Genomic DNA, 17,506 nt, shown 5'->3' on the forward strand with positions numbered 1-17,506 from the left:
ATTTTTCTGGCGCAACGTTCAAATACAGACATCAACCCATTTTGCTGCGGTCAGTTCCGCCATTCTGTCGGGCGATATACGCACCGCACTGTGGATGGCGCCCGCTGCGGGTAACACTTCGGCGTACTGTTTTAAAGTGATGTCACAGTAAACAGAGAGCGGATTTTCCAGTCCAAAAGGGCAGACGCCGCCAATAGGATGACCCGTCAGGGTTACTACCTCATCGCAGCTGAGCATGCGGGCTTTTGCGCCGAATGTCTCTTTGAGCTTTTTGTTATCCAGACGCGCATCGCCTTTTGCAACCACCAGAATCACATCATTTTTAATTTTCAGTGACAGCGTTTTGGCAATTTGGCCGGGTTCAACGTTGTGCGCGGCAGCAGCAAGGGCAACAGTCGCTGTGCTTTGGTTAAGCTCGATGATTTCTATATCCGGAGCGTGTTCGGCGAAAAACTGCTGTACAGACTGCAAACTCATTGATTCCTCCTGACAAATATCTTCCGTAATCTGTCATAAGAATTTAGTCGCTGTAAATATCCCTTAAGTAACAAATATCCGTCAGGAGCGATTTCTGGATCGCCTTCACATTCACAGAAACCGGTTACAGTAACCGGTTGCAGAGCGTGATGCAGAGATTAATACTGAGTGTGTAACTTCCCCTGTATCTAATAATAAGAGCTAATTATGAAACCATTCCGTTTGAGCAGTACCGCAGGTACACGATCCGGCAAGGTTGTGACGCTGATGTATGGAACAACGTGTGACGTGAGAACGTCCGAAACGAACGTCTGACAGGAGATCTGCTATGTCTGCCAACCATGCTGCATTTAATCTGATTTTCCGCTTCGTTGAAAATTATGTCAGCCCTATTGCCGGGCGCATCTCTTCCCAGCGTCACGTTATGGCGATTCGTGACGGGTTCATCTCGGCAATGCCGTTTATGATTGTCGGGTCGTTTTTATTAGTGTTCGCTTACCCACCTTTTTCGCCAGATACCACCTGGGGCTTTGCTCGCGCCTGGCTGGATATGGCGAAGCAGTTTGAAGGTCAAATTCTGACGCCGTTTGATATGACGATGGGGGTGATGTCCCTCTATATCTGTGCGGCTATCGCCTACAACCTGGGCAAACATTACGTTAAAACCCATCAGCTGGATCCGTTCATGTGCGCGATGCTGTCGCTGATGGCGTTCCTGCTGGTCGCCGCGCCTAAAACCAAAGGCGCCTTACCGGTTGATAGCCTTGGAGGGACCGGGATTTTCACCGCGATCCTGGTGGCGATTTACTGCGTTGAGATGATGCGTTTCCTGAAAGCACACAATATCGGGATCCGCCTGCCAGACCAGGTTCCGCCGATGATCAAAAACTCGTTTGACCTGCTGATCCCGGTGCTGGTGGTGGTGCTGACGCTCTATCCGCTGAGTCTGTTGATCCAGTCGCAGTTCGGTATGCTGATCCCACAGGCCATCATGTCGATATTCAAACCGCTGGTCTCTGCGGCGGACTCGCTACCAGCGATCCTGCTGGCGGTGCTGATTGGCCACCTGCTGTGGTTTGCCGGGATCCACGGTGCAGCGATTGTCTCGGGTATGCTGCAAATGTTCTGGCTGACGAACCTGGGGGCGAACCAGACCGCGCTGGCGGCGAGCCTGCCTTTACCACACATCTTTATGGAAGCCTTCTGGACGTTCTTTATTGTGATCGGTGGGTCAGGAGCGACGATGGGGCTGGTGTTCTGTTACCTGCGTAGCCGCTCCGCGCACCTGCGCTCCATTGGACGCCTGAGCGTGGTGCCAAGCATTTTCAATATCAATGAACCGGTGATTTTTGGTACGCCGATTGTGATGAACCCGGTGTTCTTTATTCCTTTCCTGCTGGCGCCGATGGTCAATGCCGTGCTGGCATGGGCAGCGATGAAGTTTGATCTGATTGGCCGCGTGATTTCCGTTGTGCCGTGGACGGCACCGGCTCCGGTTGGTGCCGCCTGGGCGCTGGGCTGGGATTTCCGTGCAGCCATTCTGGTGCTGGTTTTGGCCTGCGTTTCCGCCATTATCTATTTCCCGTTCTTCAAGGTGTACGAGAAACAGTTGCTTCAGCAGGAAGCGGAAGAAGCACAGCGTAATGGGGAAGAGGAAAATCAGCAGGTAGCCTAGATAAAAGCAAAACGGCAACGCAGGTTGCCGTTTTTAGTGTTTGTTCCCTCTCTCTGCGGGTTTCAGGCAGGGCCAGACTACTTAAGCGTGCAATCGCCGCACTGCTGGACATCCGGCAGACGGTAGCGCTGACAGCAGGTACGACGCACCAGAAGTCCCTCACGCGGAACCACGGTGCGGTAAAGAGGGTTATCCCGCCCATCCGACAGCTGTCTGGCAAAGAAACAGCTCTGACGCAGCGCATCCACTTTCTCGTCGCCGAGCAGCGGCTTCATCTCCGTTAAATACCAGTGGATAAGATACCCGGTATTACTCCAGATCAGTTTGCCGTTGATCTCCCCCGTCGCTTCCAGCGCATCAATGACCGGAACCAGCGCTCTTGTAATCAACCGTTCCATACGCGCCTGCGCTGACAGGTGACTCGCGCTCGGATCTTCGTGTACATCAATCCAGAAACAGGCGGCGCGTCCGGTCTCATGGAATTCGACGTGGAAATGTTCCGACGAGAGATCGAGCATCGTTTCCTGGGTCAACAGGGCCAGCATGACAGGCGGCACCATCAGCCCGATATACCATTGTGCCCAGAGGGAAAGCAGCGGTTTATTTTCCCGCGCCAGCGTCGGTTGGTTACGATAAATATGGTCGGAATAGGTTGCCAGCAGTGACCGCAGCTCGGCAGGTCGTTGCCACTGAGTCAGCGTCAGAGCATGATGCGGCGGTGCTTCATCCAGTTTGATGAAATCCAGCAGATGGGCGCGTGTTACGGCGATTTTTTCCCGAATGGCATCCGCAAGCGTCGTTTCTCCGGCGGAGAGTGGAGCTCGCCAGAGCAGTGGCTCAACGATGTGTGCGGTACGAGTCGCCATAGTGTGGATTACAAATCTAAATGATAATGATTGCCAATCCTAACTATAGATAAAACCGAGCGCAAGCGTTTTATCCTGGCGCTGTGAAGGCGGTTTCAGGCGATATGAAGCTCGTCGCTCAGCAGAATGCTGTTGCGTCCCATATGCTTGGCTTCATAGAGGGCTTTATCGGCTTTCGCCAGTGCGCCATCAACGTCTTCACCTTCGAACATGGCTATGCCAATGCTGATGGTCACGTTAGTGGCGACGCTTTCGTTAAACATGTGGGGGATTTTGAGATCGTAAACCTTCTGACGTATGCGTTCAGCTGTCTGGCGCGCTTGCTCCAGTGGGATGTTACTTAACAGCACCATAAATTCTTCCCCGCCAAACCGGGCGACAACATCGCGTGAGCGCACGGCGTCGCGGATCGCAGCCGAGACCCTGATCAAGGCCTGATCGCCCATCATATGGCCGTAATGATCGTTGTAGGCTTTGAAATGGTCGATATCCATCAGCAGCACAAAGTGCTCGCCAGCGTCAGGCCTGGGGAGGTTCTCAAGCCGGCTTTGCAGCCCGCGACGGTTATATAGGCCGGTGAGCGGGTCCATCATGCTGAGATCGGTCAGGGTTTCACGCTCTTCGAGCAGTTCGGAAAGCAGCTCCTGGGCGAAACGGTCATTACGCCGCTGAAGAACATGATGGATACCAATGGCGACCACCGGCAGCGCGAAAAAATAGGCCATTCTCAGCCAGTTTTCGGACGGGCTAAGCCACAGGCAGGATATAAAAGCGGGAAATGAATGTAACGTAAAGGCTTTAATATTACTGGCGAAAGCCAGAGACCCTATAAAAAGCACTGTTAATAGCGCCATCATTAAATAGGTTGCGTGATCGTGCGTTATTAACAGAAATTTTGAGACGATCTGCCATGCCCATAAAAACCCAAAAATAGCTGAAACAGCAGGGATATTTATTTTTAGCGTGCTATTTTTCCAGTGCCAGATAAGTAAGCCAGTGCTGGCAGTCAATACGGCAAACAGGGGGACTGATAACACACGAACGGAATAGAGAGGGTTTGTTACCGAGAACAATGCTGATGCAGCGTTCAGAAATAAAAATAAACGTAAAGAAAGCTGATATTTCTTGTTGACTAAGGACAGCCAGGATTGTGATGTCATATGCGTGCGTTTTTATTAAAACTCAATTAAAACAATGAGCAAGGTGTTGTTATGTATTATTGGTCGCTACAAAATTGAATTTTTATTATCAGAAAAACGTTATCGGAAGTTAACAGGTGGGCAATTTATCACCTTACACATTCTCTGTCATTATGGGAAAGCAATTGCTGGCGCAATTTCTTACGTCGCATGCTGACAAGTGATAATTACTATCATATGATACTGGTTATCATTATCAGTGCGAGAGGTGAAACCATGTTGAGCAAAGCGCTGGGAAGTGGGTGGGGAATATTGCTGCCTGGTTCCATTATCGGTGGGCTGATGTTTGCCGATCTTCCCATTGATGTCTGGAAAGCAATGATTGTTTCGGGCTTGCTGGTGACATCCGCGATGATCTGGCACAAACAGTTACGGCATTACGTGCTGTTGCCATCATGCGTTGCGCTAATCAGTGGACTGCTGGTGATTCTGATGAGTTTGAAATAAAAGGGAAAAACAAGAGGTACTGCTGAAGGGATGTAAGATAATTGGTGCGAGGGGGGGGACTTGAACCCCCACGTCCGTAAGGACACTAACACCTGAAGCTAGCGCGTCTACCAATTCCGCCACCTTCGCACAGTCATCTTACTGGTTTGATATCGCCTCGTTGGTGCGAGGGGGGGGACTCGAACCCCCACATCCTAAGGACACTAACACCTGAAGCTAGCGCGTCTACCAATTCCGCCACCTTCGCCCAGTGCGAGCAATATCAACGTGATTTATGGTGCGAGGGGGGGGACTTGAACCCCCACGTCCGTAAGGACACTAACACCTGAAGCTAGCGCGTCTACCAATTCCGCCACCTTCGCATACCATCGACACTGTAAAAGTATCGTAACCACGGAGGCGCATTCTAGATGTTTTCAGCTTTACGTCAACAGAAAATTGCGCACGTTGTTTTGATTGCTGCAAAAATGGGCGATGGCAGCGTCAGCCATCGCCGGGCAGAGGAATTACTTTTTCGCCTGGCGCGTCATCACGGTGCGATACACCTTAAAGCGGCCTGTCTGGGCGATTACTTCGTGGAAGCCGAAGGTTTCATCCAGCACTTTCGGATACGCCAGGAAGGCATTCGCCACAATACGTAGCTCACCGCCGCTGTTAAGGTGACGGGTTGCGCCACGGATCAGCGTTTGCGCCGCTTCAAGGCTGGTCTCCATCCCGTCGTGGAACGGCGGGTTAGAGATGATCATGTCAAAGCGACCGGTCACGTCGGAGAAGACGTTGCTGGCAATCACTTCGCCTTCAATGCCATTCGCAGCAAGCGTGGCGCGGCTGGCTTCTACCGCCGGGGCGCTCACGTCACACAGGGTTAAACGCACTTTTGGTGAGTGGCTGGCGAGAACCGTTGACAGCACGCCCGCGCCACAGCCGACATCCAGCACCTTGCCCTTGGTGTGCGGCGTCAGGGTGGACAGCAGCAGCTTGCTGCCCGTATCAAGCGCGTCACGGCTAAACACACCCGGCAGGGTTTTAATGGTCAGTCCGTCAAGCTGGTACTCGTCCCAGAAGGTGTTGGCATCAAAAGTGGTCTGTTTTTCCAGACGGCCATGATACAGGCCGCAGCGTCGGGCGCTGTCGATTTTCGTCAACGGCGCGTAGCCTTCGAGCATCTGCTCTGCGCTTCGCACCCCGCTGCGGTTCTCACCGACGACAAAAATATCGCAGCCGATCGGCAGCAGAGAAAGCAGGTTCATCAGCTGGAACTGGGCTTCCGGTTTGTTCTTCGGCCAGTAGTAAATGAGCGTATCGCAGTCAGCAATATCGCTCTGCTCCGCCACCAGGCTAAAGCGTGCGCGCTCGCCCATCTGGCGGCTCAGCACCTGCCAGTGGTGGTAGTATTGGGTGTGGGCACGGCTTTCAGCACAGTCGAAACGTGCGGGCAGGTCATCCTGCATATCTCCGGCAAACAGAATACGGCTTTCTTCGAAATCATCACTGTGACGCAGCAAGACTTCACTTGCCGGGGTAAATGCAGACATGAATTGTTCCTCAATAAACTCAGGCGGGGATTATAGTAGGTAGATGGCGCAGTTTCGACACATTTGCTATATTTGCGCGCCTGAGAGACAGGAGTTTTCGCTATGACATCCCGACGAGACTGGCAGTTGCAGCAGCTGGGCATCACCCAGTGGGCTTTGCGTCGCCCGACGGCGTTGCGGGGCGAAATAGCCATCTCCATCCCTGCGCATGTCCGCCTGGTGATGGTGGCAGAAGCGCCGCCTGCCCTGAACGAACCCCTGATTGAGGATGTCCTTCGCACCCTGAAGGTGACAAACGATCAGGTATTACAGCTGGCGCCCGAAAGCGTCGCGATGCTTCCCCCTGACAGCCGCTGTAACAGCTGGCGAATCGGGGCGGTGGATGAGCTACCTCTTGAAGGAAGCCAGATCAGCTCGCCAGCGCTGGACGAACTGAAAGCCAACCCAAAAGCGCGTAGCGCGCTATGGCAACAAATTTGCGAATATGAACACGATTTCTTCCCTCACGACGGCTGACCTGGCCACCGCGTTCGCGATTGAAACACGCGCCCATGCCTTTCCGTGGAGCGAAAAGACGTTTGCCAGCAATCAGGGCGAACGCTATTTAAATGTCCGCCTGGACGTTGACGGTGCGATGGCCGCGTTCGCCATCACGCAGGTCGTTCTGGACGAGGCGACGCTGTTTAATATCGCGGTCGATCCCGCTTACCAGCGCCGCGGGCTGGGCAGGGAGCTGCTTGAGCACCTCATTCGTGAGCTGGAAACCCGTGACGTTTTCACCCTGTGGCTGGAGGTGCGCGCGTCCAATGTCGCCGCCATCGCGCTCTATGAAAGCTTAGGCTTCAACGAGGCGACTATCCGCCGTAACTACTACCCCACCGCAGAGGGACGTGAAGACGCCATTATCATGGCTCTGCCGATTGGATAACGAAAATAAGGTTGTAACGATGAAATGGGACTGGATTTTCTTTGATGCCGACGAAACGCTGTTTACGTTTGACTCGTTCGGCGGCCTACAGCGGATGTTTCTCGACTATAGCGTGACGTTCACCGCGGAAGATTTTCAGGACTATCAGGCGGTGAACAAGCCGCTGTGGGTGGATTACCAGAACGGAGCCATCACCGCGTTACAGCTTCAGCATCAGCGTTTTGACGTCTGGGCTGAACGGTTAAACATCAGTCCTGGGGTGCTGAACGAGGCCTTCCTGAATGCGATGGCAGATATCTGCGCGCCGCTGCCCGGCGCCGTTTCTCTGCTGGATTCGCTGAAAGGGAAGGTGAAGCTTGGGATCATCACCAACGGCTTTACCGCGCTTCAGCAGATCCGCCTTGAACGCACTGGCTTGCGCGATCATTTCGACGCGCTGGTGATCTCCGAAGAGGTAGGCGTGCCGAAGCCGGATCCGCGTATTTTCGATTATGCGCTGGCGCAAGCGGGCAATCCTGACCGCGATCGCGTGCTGATGGTGGGGGATACGGCAGAATCTGATATTCTGGGAGGTATGAGATCGGGCCTGTCGACCGTCTGGCTGAATGCGCATGGCCGCACGCTGCCGGAAGGCATCGAGCCGACCTGGACCGTAACGTCATTGAACGAACTGGAGCAGCTCCTGTGTAAACAATGATTGCCTGCCCCCTGTTGATGGGTAAAATAGCCGCATTTTTCGTATTCCATGATGCGCGGCCTGCTGCCGCGCTTACCTAAGAAGAATTGATTATGACGTTGTCTCCTTATCTGCAAGAGGTGGCCAAACGCCGCACTTTTGCCATTATCTCGCACCCGGATGCCGGTAAAACGACCATCACCGAGAAGGTGTTGCTGTTCGGACAGGCGATCCAGACCGCGGGTACCGTTAAAGGCCGTGGCTCCAGCCAGCATGCTAAATCCGACTGGATGGAGATGGAAAAGCAGCGTGGTATTTCGATTACCACCTCCGTGATGCAGTTCCCGTATCATGACTGCCTGGTGAACCTGCTGGACACCCCGGGGCACGAAGACTTCTCCGAAGATACCTACCGTACCCTGACGGCCGTGGACTGCTGCCTGATGGTGATCGACGCCGCGAAAGGTGTTGAAGATCGTACCCGCAAGCTGATGGAAGTCACTCGTCTGCGCGATACGCCGATCCTTACCTTTATGAACAAACTCGACCGTGACATCCGTGATCCGATGGAGCTGATGGATGAAGTGGAAAACGAGCTGAAAATCGCCTGCGCGCCAATCACCTGGCCGATTGGCTGCGGCAAGCTGTTCAAAGGGGTTTACCACCTCTATAAAGACGAAACCTACCTGTATCAGACCGGTAAGGGCCACACTATTCAGGAAGTCCGTATCGTGAAAGGGCTGGACAACCCGGAGCTGGACGCCGCTGTCGGTGAAGAGCTGGCCGCGCAACTGCGCGATGAGCTTGAGCTGGTCAAAGGCGCCTCTCACGAGTTCGACAGAGAGCTGTTCCTGAGCGGTGACATTACCCCGGTCTTCTTCGGTACTGCACTCGGCAACTTCGGCGTTGACCATATGCTCGACGGTCTGGTTGAGTGGGCCCCGCAGCCGATGCCGCGTAAAACCGACACCCGCGAAGTAGAAGCGAAGGAAGAGAAGTTCTCCGGCTTCGTCTTTAAAATTCAGGCCAACATGGACCCGAAACACCGCGACCGCGTCGCCTTTATGCGCGTGGTTTCCGGTAAGTACGAAAAGGGCATGAAGCTGCGTCAGGTGCGTATTGGTAAAGACGTAGTGATTTCCGACGCGCTGACCTTCATGGCGGGCGACCGTTCGCACGTGGAAGAAGCCTATCCGGGTGACATCATTGGTTTACACAACCACGGTACCATTCAGATCGGCGATACCTTCACGCAGGGCGAAATGATGAAGTTCACCGGTATCCCGAACTTCGCGCCGGAACTGTTCCGCCGCATTCGCCTGCGCGATCCGCTTAAGCAGAAGCAGCTGCTGAAAGGCCTGGTCCAGCTTTCGGAAGAGGGGGCTGTACAGGTGTTCCGCCCTATCGCCAACAACGATCTGATCGTGGGCGCGGTGGGTGTGCTCCAGTTTGACGTGGTAGTTGCCCGTCTTAAGAGCGAGTACAACGTGGAAGCGATTTACGAATCGGTGAACGTGGCGACCGCGCGCTGGGTTGAATGTTCAGACGTGAAGAAATTCGAAGAGTTTAAGCGTAAGAACGAAGTTCAGCTGGCGCTGGACGGTGGCGATAATCTGACCTATATCGCCCCGACTATGGTTAACCTGAACCTGACGCAGGAACGTTATCCCGACGTTCAGTTCCGCAAAACGCGCGAGCATTAATTCCCTCACAGAGCACGGCAGCCGCCGTGCTCTTCTTTAATTCCAGTGTTATTAAACCCTTGCGGAATGTTCTTAATTCAACGTAATTTTTCGCTATTCGTTCGTTTTTTCCCCAATTCTGAATGCACCCCTCTGATTGTGATCTATATTTAACTCAGTGTTTAGCACCGGGCGTGGATGAATTAACTGTTCAATGCATGTCCACTGGTTCTCCATTTCGCCCGTGTGTTAATTCGCAATATATAAAACCAAGATTTAGGGAAGTATGTCGCCCAAATAACGGGCAAAACACAGGAATAAATCGATGAATATGACAAGACTGAAGATTTCTAAAACTCTGCTGGCCGTAACGTTGGGTAGTGTCCTGGTAAGCGGTTCTGCTCTGGCGGAATCCAGCACCATGGATAAAGCGCAAAATACCGCTAATACCGCAGGGGAAAAAATCGATAGCTCTATGAATAAAGTCGGTAATTTCATGGATGACAGCTCTATCACAGCAAAAGTGAAAGCCGCACTGGTGGATCATGAATCCATTAAGAGCACCGATATTTCTGTTAAAACCGACAACAAGGTTGTCACTCTGAGCGGTTTCGTTGAAAGCCAGACTCAGGCTGAAGAGGCCGTTAAAGTAGCGAAAGGCGTTGAGGGCGTAAGCTCTGTAAGCGACAAACTGCACGTACGTGACAGCAAAGAATCGTCGGTGAAGGGCTATGCCGGAGATGCAGCAACTACCAGCGAAATCAAAGCTAAACTGTTAGCTGACGACATCGTGCCATCCCGTATGGTGAAAGTTGAAACCACTGATGGTGTGGTCCAGCTGTCCGGTACGGTTGAGAACCAGGCACAAAGCGATCGTGCCGAGTCAATTGCGAAAGCTATTGATGGTGTGAAAAGCGTCAAAAACGATCTGAAAACGAAGTAAAGCAGTACCACTCGCCCGTCTGGCTGAAAACCGCGGGCGAAATAAAAACGACTCTGGAAAAGCCGGTGAGTGACCTGAGCGCTCACGTTTAGCGGCCGACATTAACTATGGTAAAGGAGAGGCTTATGTTTCGTTGGGGCATTATATTTCTGGTTATCGCGTTAATTGCCGCCGCATTGGGCTTTGGTGGACTGGCGGGTACCGCGGCATGGGCAGCGAAAATTGTTTTCGTCGTCGGTATTATTCTGTTCCTGGTCAGCCTGTTTACGGGTCGACGTCGCCCGTAGCAAACGCAATAGTTATTAAACAAACTCAAGCCAGTCCTCGTGACTGGCTTTTTCTCGTTTGAGAACCATCGGGAATGTGCGTTACTGTGTCTCATCAAAATAATGAAAACAGGAAGGCAGAGGTGGGGCAACGAATTCCCGTGACGCTCGGCAATATTGCGCCGCTGACGTTAAAACCGTTTCATGCAGGCCAGCTTGCGCTGGTCTGTGAAGGGGGTGGGCAGCGCGGTATTTTCACCGCCGGCGTACTCGACGAATTTATGCGCGCGCAATTCAACCCGTTCGATCTCTATTTCGGTACCTCTGCCGGGGCGCAGAACCTCTCCGCCTATGTCTGCAACCAGCCCGGCTATGCGCGCAAAGTGATTATGCGCTACACCACCTCCAAAGAATTCTTCAATCCGGTACGCTTCGTGCGCGGCGGGAACCTGATCGATCTCGACTGGTTACTGGATGCCACTTCCAGCCAGATGCCGCTGGCCATGGATACCGCGTCACGACTGTTCGATACCGGCAAAGCGTTCTGGATGTGCGCCAGCCGTGGCGATGACTATTCACCGGGTTACTTTTCGCCGCAGAAAGAGAACTGGCTGGATATCATTCGCGCTTCCAGCGCGATCCCGGGTTTCTACCGTACCGGCGCGCTGCTGGAGGGGATAAACTATCTCGACGGCGGTATCAGCGACGCGGTGCCGGTACAGGAGGCCGCACGGCGCGGGGCGAAAACCATTGTGGTGATCCGCACGGTGCCTTCTCAGATGTATTACACCCCACAGTGGTTTAAGCGGATGGAACGCTGGCTGGGCGACAGCAGCCTGCAACCGCTGGTGAATATCGCGAAGCAGCATGAAACCACCTACGGCGCGATGCAGCGTTTTATTGAAAAACCACCGGGCAAGCTGCGCATCTTTGAAATTTATCCGCCGAAGCCGCTGCTGAGCATGGCGCTGGGCAGTCGGCTGCCTGCGTTGCGTATGGATTACAAAACGGGGCGGCTATGCGGGCGTTACTTCCTGGCGACCGTCGGGAAAATGCTGGCCGAGCAACCGCCTCTTCATCGGCATAAAAGCATCATATTGCCACCCGCTAGTGTGGCCAATGACGCGGTGGCGATGCCGCTGGTGGACGCGCCGCAGGCCAACGACGGCATACTCGATAACGAGGACCTGGCGTGACGCACTCTTTTATCGATACCCATTGCCACTTTGATTTCCCGCCGTTTAGCGGGGAGGAAACATCAAGTATTGCGCGTGCGGCTGAGGCCGGTGTGAGAGCCATTATTGTGCCCGCTATTGAAGCGGCGAGATTCGAGAAAGTCCTGGCGCTTGCCCAGGGTCACGATGCGCTGTATGCCGCGCTGGGTCTGCATCCGATCGTGATTGAGCACCATCTTGATGACCATCTCGACAGGCTGGATGCCACGCTGCAAAACGCGGATACGAAGCTGGTTGCCATCGGTGAGATCGGCCTCGATCTCTATCGTGAAGATCCGCAGTTTGAACGCCAGCAGACGATCCTGGATGCGCAGCTCCGGCTGGCAAAGCGCCACGATCTGCCGGTGATCCTCCACTCCAGGCGCACCCATGACAAACTGGCGATGCACCTGAAGCGCATCGACGTGCCGCGCAGGGGTGTGGTCCATGGTTTCGCTGGAAGCCTTCAGCAGGCGCAGCGTTTTATCGAGCTGGGCTATAAAATTGGTGTCGGTGGCACTATCACCTATCCGCGTGCCAGCAAAACCCGGGATGTGATGGCGCAGCTCCCCCTGTCTTCGCTCCTGCTGGAAACGGATGCCCCTGACATGCCGCTGAATGGTTTTCAGGGCCAGCCCAACCGTCCGGAGCAGGCGGCGCGCGTTTTTGATGTGCTGTGCGAGCTGCGTCAGGAGCCTGAAGATGTGATTGCCAGCGCGCTGCTGGAAAATACCCGCGCGGTCTTCGGCATCACGCTATAGATAAAGGGCCGGGCGGATCACCGTGATCTGCTGCCTTTCCAGGGCCTGCGCCAGCGGCTCGATGTCCTCCGGCGCGGCGCTCCGCCATCGCGCCGCCTCCCCGTAAACCCCATGGGCATGAAACGCGTTGATCCGCACCGGAACGTTCCCCAACGCGTGGATAAAAGCGGTCAGCGATGACAGATGTTGCAGATAATCACACCGATCGGGGATCACCAGCAGGCGCAGCTCCGTCAGGCGATGACGATCGGCCAGCCAGCGGATGCTCTGCTTGATCAGCGTGTTTTCGCGCCCGGTCAGAAAACGGTGATGTTCATTGCCCCAGGCTTTCAGATCCACCATCGCGCCGTCAAACACCGGTAACAGCTTTTGCCAGCCGGTTTCGCTTAACAGGCCGTTGCTGTCCACCAGGCACGTCAGATGGCGCAGGGACGGATCGGCTTTGATCGCGGTGAACAGCGCAACCACAAACGGCAGCTGCGTGGTGGCCTCACCCCCGCTGACGGTCACGCCCTCAATAAACGGCGCGGACGTGCGGATCCGTGAGAGGATCTCCTCGACGCTGTATCGCTGCGCCATCGGCGTCGCCTGCTGCTGACACAGGTGCAGGCAGGTATCGCACTGCTGACAGTGACTCTCCTGCCACCAGACGCGCCCGGCCTGAATCGTCAGCGCATCATGAGGACAGTGGGGAACACAGTCGCCGCAGTCGTTGCAGCGCCCGATGGTCCACGGGTTGTGGCAGGTTTTGCAGCGCAGGTTACAGCCCTGGAGGAACAGCGCCAGGCGGCTGCCCGGCCCGTCCACGCAGGAGAAGGGAATAACCTGACTAACTAAAGCGCATCTGCTGTTCATGGCTTATCACGCGTGGCTGACGTTCCAGAATACGGGTATTGCGCGCGGCCTCCTCGCCGAGCCAGGTGGTGTTGGTGCGCGAGCCGGCCTCCCGATATTTCTCCAGGTCGGAGAGCCGCACCATATACCCGGTGACGCGCACCAGGTCGTTTCCGGCCACATTCGCGGTGAACTCACGCATACCGGCGTTGAACGCTCCCAGGCACAGCTGCACCACCGCCTGAGGATTGCGTTTAACCGTCTCATCCAGGGTGAGAATATCGCTGATCCCCGAATGATAGTGTTTATGATGCGGGGCTATGGCCAGCAGGTGGCTGATGGGATCTGGCTCGTCACCGTACGGCAGACGCGCCCCCGGCGTGGTGCCTGAATCAGAACTGATCCCTGACTGCGCGTGCAGCATCGCGCGGTGCTGCCAGCCGTGTTTCACCGGCGTGTTTTCAACGAACGCCGCCAGCTGTTCACTGATGCGGTAACCCAGCGCATTGGCCTGCTCGTTTTTACCGTACCGTCCCGTAATGCCTGCTTTCTCGCACAGCACGTTTACCGCTTCGGCCAGACCGTACATGCCAAACATCGGTACAAAACGATCGGCATCAATCAGCCCCTCTTTCACCAGGAAGCTATTCTCAAAGAAGCCGGATTGTTCATATAAAAAATCGCAGCGCGCATTGATGATCGCGATTTGTTGCTGGCAGTAGTGGGGAAGGGTACGGGTGAAAAAGTCTTCCGGTGAGCGGCTGTGCTCCGCAATCGCTTTCAGGTTAAGGCGCACCAGCGTGCTGCCGCCGCCCGCCAGCGGCAGGGAGTTGTAACAGCTCACCACGCCATAGCGACCTTTTGTGAAAATTTTATCATTTACCGGGCCATTGGAAATATGCGGCTTACTACACTCACAAATGTTTTTCGCCACGCTCAGCAGCAGATCGTCAGGGGTGACGTCCGGGTCGTAAATAAAGGTCAGGTTCGGCGCGACCTGCTTCAGCTCTGCGTCCGCTCGCAAAATGGCACGCGTGACGGGCGTATCCGCCGGGCCGATATTGGCATGCATAAAGGCATCGGGCAGGGTTCTGTCCAGGTAACGCCAGAAACGTTTTATTCGGCTATCGATTTCATCCTGTGTTAGAATTTTAACATATGGGTTGAGTATCTCATCGAGCTGACCCAGATAGACTGGCATCGATGTGACGGACGGAACATGGTGATAAAGGATAGTGAGCAGTGACAGGGCATCATCCAGATCTTTCGCCCCTTCCAGCTCCAGCCATTCTGAGCCGTTAGCCAGAAATTTAGCGTAGTCCGGCAGCACGTAGCGCGGTTTGTAAGGCGCATGACCTTCGAACATGTCGCAGATGTATCCCTCGTCCAGCGCGGCGCGGGCCGCCTCTGGCAGAGCGGGATAGAGCAGATTGTTCTCCGCTTCCAGCGCCAGAAAATGACGTTTTTGTTCCGGGGTTAACACCGGGCTGGTCACAATGTGCAGGCATCGTTGTTGCAGGGCGTCGGGCATGTTCAACTTCCTTGAGGGTTCTGCGGATGGTGAACGAATTGTAAGAAGCCAGCCTGCCGGGGCTTTTGATCCGACAGGGGGTATCGCTGTTTTTATCGGCGGTTGACGCATGAAAGTTTGAAGAAGATCTCATTACAGTAATGCAAATTTGCACACAGTTTTTATTAACTGTGATGAATGTCGAAGTGTGGATGCGGGTGAATGTTAGAATACTCACAGACCCGCAAGGTAAAATTTATACGGCACTGCCGTTGGAGAATGTTATGACCGATTTAACTGCAAGCAGCCTGCGCGCGTTGAAACTGATGGACCTGACCACCCTGAATGATGACGACACCAATGAAAAAGTCATCGCCCTGTGCCATCAGGCAAAAACGCCAGTGGGTAATACCGCCGCCGTCTGTATCTACCCGCGTTTTATCCCGATTGCCCGCAAAACGCTGAAAGAACAGGGCACGCCGGACGTGCGCATTGCGACCGTGACTAACTTCCCGCACGGTAATGACGACATCGAGATCGCGCTGGCGGAAACCCGCGCGGCGATTGCGTACGGCGCAGACGAAGTTGACGTGGTATTCCCGTACCGCGCGCTGATCGCCGGCAACGAGCAGGTCGGTTTTGACCTGGTGAAAGCCTGTAAAGACGCATGTGCGGCGGCAAACGTGCTGCTTAAAGTGATCATCGAAACCGGCGAGCTGAAAGAAGAGGCGCTGATTCGTAAAGCGTCTGAAATCGCTATCAAAGCGGGCGCGGATTTCATTAAAACCTCTACCGGTAAAGTGCCGGTCAACGCGACTCCGGAAAGCGCGCGCATCATGATGGAAGTTATCCGTGATATGGGCGTGTCCAAAACCGTTGGCTTCAAACCGGCAGGCGGCGTGCGTACCGCAGAAGACGCGCAGCAGTTTCTGGCGATTGCCGACGAGCTGTTCGGCGCCGACTGGGCGGACTCCCGCCACTACCGCTTCGGCGCGTCCAGCCTGCTGGCCAGCCTGCTGAAAGCGCTGGGTCACGGTGACGGTAAGAGCGCAAGCAGCTACTAAGTTTGAATTGCCGGGTGGCGCTACGCTAACCCGGCCTACAGGATCGTAGGGCGGGTCAACATACCCGCCGCCATTCACCCGATTCCGCATGGAGGTTACCGTGTTTCTCGCACAAGAAATTATTCGTAAAAAACGTGATGGTCATGCATTAAGCGACGAAGAGATCCGCTTCTTTATCAACGGCATTCGTGATAACACCATCTCTGAAGGGCAGATTGCGGCTCTGGCGATGACCATTTTCTTCCACGATATGTCGATGCCTGAGCGCGTGTCCCTGACCATGGCGATGCGAGATTCAGGAACCGTTCTGGACTGGAAAAGCCTTAACCTCAACGGCCCGATTGTGGACAAACACTCCACCGGCGGCGTGGGCGACGTGACCTCCCTGATGCTTGGCCCGATGGTGGCAGCCTGCGGCGGTTACATCCCGATGATTTCCGGGCGCGGCCTGGGTCATACCGGCGGTACGCTCGACAAACTGGAAGCCATTCCGGGCTTCGATATCTTCCCGGATGACAACCGCTTCCGCGACATTATTAAAGACGTTGGCGTGGCGATTATCGGCCAGACCAGCTCTCTTGCGCCAGCAGACAAGCGTTTCTACGCGACGCGTGACATTACCGCGACCGTAGACTCCATCCCGCTGATCACCGCCTCTATCCTCGCCAAAAAGCTGGCGGAAGGGCTGGACGCGCTGGTGATGGATGTGAAAGTGGGCAGCGGCGCGTTTATGCCGACCTATGAACTCTCTGAGGCGCTGGCTGAAGCGATCGTTGGCGTTTCCAACGGCGCGGGCGTGCGCACCACCGCACTGCTGACGGACATGAACCAGGTGCTGGCGTCCAGCGCCGGTAACGCCGTTGAAGTCCGCGAGGCCGTGCAGTTCCTCACAGGCGAATACCGTAACCCGCGCCTGTTCGATGTCACCATGGCGTTGTGCGTTGAGATGCTCATCTCCGGCAAGCTGGCCAAAGACGACGCTGACGCGCGCGCGAAGCTTCAGGCGGTGCTGGACAACGGCAAAGCGGCGGAGATCTTTGGTCGGATGGTGGCGGCGCAGAAAGGCCCGACCGACTTCGTGGAAAACTACGCGAAATACCTGCCCACCGCGATGCTCAGCAAAGCGGTCTATGCGGACAGTGAAGGCTTTGTCTCGGCTATGGATACCCGCGCGCTCGGCATGGCGGTCGTGTCTATGGGCGGCGGTCGTCGTCAGGCATCGGACACCATTGATTACAGCGTCGGCTTTACCGATATGGCCCGTCTGGGCGACAGCGTTGACGGCCAACGTCCGCTGGCGGTGATCCACGCGAAAGACGAAGCCAGCTGGCAGGACGCGGCGAAAGCGGTGAAGGCGGCAATAACTCTTGACGATAAAGCACCGGAAACCACACCGACGGTCTATCGTCGTATCACTGAATAGCGGTAT

General features: G+C 54.9%; 18 protein-coding genes and 3 tRNA genes. 12 read left to right on the forward strand and 9 right to left on the reverse strand.

All coding sequences use genetic code 11. From position 1 onward, the window contains the following. Positions 1-18: 18 nt before the first annotated feature. Complete coding sequence (locus BFV65_RS02930; protein ID WP_046619823.1) at positions 19-477, reverse strand: YbaK/EbsC family protein; 459 nt, start codon at positions 475-477, stop codon at positions 19-21. A 328-nt stretch (positions 478-805) separates the two neighbouring features. On the opposite strand from BFV65_RS02930, the gene BFV65_RS02935 reads away from it, so the two are divergent. After that, positions 806-2,152, forward strand: coding sequence for a PTS cellobiose transporter subunit IIC (locus BFV65_RS02935; RefSeq protein ID WP_006810218.1), 1,347 nt, complete (start codon positions 806-808; stop codon positions 2,150-2,152). A gap of 77 nt (positions 2,153-2,229) precedes the next feature. Here BFV65_RS02935 and fhuF read toward each other — a convergent pair whose 3' ends face one another. Together fhuF and BFV65_RS02945 are read right to left on the reverse strand one after the other, a co-directional pair. Next, complete coding sequence (gene fhuF / locus BFV65_RS02940; protein WP_022646974.1) at positions 2,230-3,018, reverse strand: siderophore-iron reductase FhuF; 789 nt, start codon at positions 3,016-3,018, stop codon at positions 2,230-2,232. A gap of 95 nt (positions 3,019-3,113) precedes the next feature. Next, positions 3,114-4,178 carry a GGDEF domain-containing protein gene (locus BFV65_RS02945; protein WP_063146392.1) on the reverse strand — a complete coding sequence of 355 codons (1,065 nt, stop codon included), beginning with the start codon at positions 4,176-4,178 and terminating at the stop codon, positions 3,114-3,116. A gap of 216 nt (positions 4,179-4,394) precedes the next feature. On the opposite strand from BFV65_RS02945, the gene BFV65_RS02950 reads away from it, so the two are divergent. Further along, positions 4,395-4,664: a DUF1435 domain-containing protein gene (locus tag BFV65_RS02950; protein ID WP_026080652.1), complete on the forward strand. Its 270-nt coding sequence runs from the start codon at positions 4,395-4,397 to the stop codon at positions 4,662-4,664. Positions 4,665-4,706: 42 nt separating this feature from the next. Here the strand turns inward: BFV65_RS02950 and BFV65_RS02955 are convergent. From BFV65_RS02955 to rsmC, 4 genes are all read right to left on the reverse strand, one after another. After that, positions 4,707-4,793 (reverse strand) — tRNA-Leu (locus tag BFV65_RS02955). A 32-nt stretch (positions 4,794-4,825) separates the two neighbouring features. Next, positions 4,826-4,911: transfer RNA gene (locus BFV65_RS02960), tRNA-Leu, on the reverse strand. Between the two features lie 28 nt (positions 4,912-4,939). Then, positions 4,940-5,026, reverse strand: a tRNA-Leu gene (locus BFV65_RS02965). 144 nt (positions 5,027-5,170) lie between these two features. Beyond that, positions 5,171-6,199, reverse strand: coding sequence for a 16S rRNA (guanine(1207)-N(2))-methyltransferase RsmC (gene rsmC, locus BFV65_RS02970; protein WP_023299269.1), 1,029 nt, complete (start codon positions 6,197-6,199; stop codon positions 5,171-5,173). Between the two features lie 102 nt (positions 6,200-6,301). On the opposite strand from rsmC, the gene BFV65_RS02975 reads away from it, so the two are divergent. The 8 genes from BFV65_RS02975 to BFV65_RS03010 all read left to right on the forward strand — a co-directional run bounded on the left by BFV65_RS02975 (position 6,302) and on the right by BFV65_RS03010 (position 12,669). Beyond that, positions 6,302-6,715, forward strand: a complete 414-nt coding sequence (locus BFV65_RS02975; RefSeq protein WP_022646978.1) for a DNA polymerase III subunit psi — start codon at positions 6,302-6,304, stop codon at positions 6,713-6,715. Then, on the forward strand, positions 6,684-7,127 hold the full coding sequence (gene rimI / locus BFV65_RS02980) for a ribosomal protein S18-alanine N-acetyltransferase (protein ID WP_069596224.1): 444 nt from the start codon (positions 6,684-6,686) through the stop codon (positions 7,125-7,127). The genes BFV65_RS02975 and rimI overlap by 32 nt, the downstream gene beginning before the upstream one ends. Before the next feature lie 19 nt (positions 7,128-7,146). Then, complete coding sequence (gene yjjG, locus BFV65_RS02985; protein WP_022646980.1) at positions 7,147-7,824, forward strand: pyrimidine 5'-nucleotidase; 678 nt, start codon at positions 7,147-7,149, stop codon at positions 7,822-7,824. A 92-nt stretch (positions 7,825-7,916) separates the two neighbouring features. Then, a complete protein-coding gene (gene prfC / locus BFV65_RS02990; RefSeq protein ID WP_022646981.1) occupies positions 7,917-9,506 on the forward strand; it encodes a peptide chain release factor 3 in 1,590 nt (529 codons plus the stop codon). 304 nt (positions 9,507-9,810) lie between these two features. Next, positions 9,811-10,428 (forward strand): molecular chaperone OsmY, encoded by a 618-nt coding sequence (osmY, locus tag BFV65_RS02995; protein WP_022646982.1) that lies wholly within the window; start codon positions 9,811-9,813, stop codon positions 10,426-10,428. Positions 10,429-10,553: 125 nt separating this feature from the next. Further along, positions 10,554-10,715, forward strand: a complete 162-nt coding sequence (locus BFV65_RS03000) for a DUF1328 domain-containing protein (RefSeq protein ID WP_003856556.1) — start codon at positions 10,554-10,556, stop codon at positions 10,713-10,715. 122 nt (positions 10,716-10,837) lie between these two features. Then, positions 10,838-11,890, forward strand: a complete 1,053-nt coding sequence (locus tag BFV65_RS03005) for a patatin-like phospholipase family protein (protein WP_023299272.1) — start codon at positions 10,838-10,840, stop codon at positions 11,888-11,890. Next, positions 11,887-12,669: a TatD family hydrolase gene (locus BFV65_RS03010; protein ID WP_022646984.1), complete on the forward strand. Its 783-nt coding sequence runs from the start codon at positions 11,887-11,889 to the stop codon at positions 12,667-12,669. The genes BFV65_RS03005 and BFV65_RS03010 overlap by 4 nt, the downstream gene beginning before the upstream one ends. On the opposite strand, the gene BFV65_RS03015 is transcribed toward BFV65_RS03010, so the two are convergent. After that, entirely contained in the window at positions 12,664-13,524 is an 861-nt protein-coding gene (locus BFV65_RS03015; protein ID WP_023299274.1) for a YjjW family glycine radical enzyme activase, read from the reverse strand. The genes BFV65_RS03010 and BFV65_RS03015 overlap by 6 nt on opposite strands. Further along, positions 13,499-15,034 carry a YjjI family glycine radical enzyme gene (locus tag BFV65_RS03020; protein WP_069596225.1) on the reverse strand — a complete coding sequence of 512 codons (1,536 nt, stop codon included), beginning with the start codon at positions 15,032-15,034 and terminating at the stop codon, positions 13,499-13,501. Before BFV65_RS03020 ends, BFV65_RS03015 begins: the two co-directional genes overlap by 26 nt. A gap of 263 nt (positions 15,035-15,297) precedes the next feature. On the opposite strand from BFV65_RS03020, the gene deoC reads away from it, so the two are divergent. Beyond that, entirely contained in the window at positions 15,298-16,077 is a 780-nt protein-coding gene (deoC, locus tag BFV65_RS03025) for a deoxyribose-phosphate aldolase (protein WP_022646987.1), read from the forward strand. A gap of 100 nt (positions 16,078-16,177) precedes the next feature. Further along, positions 16,178-17,500, forward strand: a complete 1,323-nt coding sequence (gene deoA / locus BFV65_RS03030; protein ID WP_023299277.1) for a thymidine phosphorylase — start codon at positions 16,178-16,180, stop codon at positions 17,498-17,500. Positions 17,501-17,506: the final 6 nt, after the last annotated feature.

This window comes from Enterobacter hormaechei subsp. hoffmannii (assembly GCF_001729745.1).
Classification (GTDB): domain Bacteria; phylum Pseudomonadota; class Gammaproteobacteria; order Enterobacterales; family Enterobacteriaceae; genus Enterobacter; species Enterobacter intestinihominis.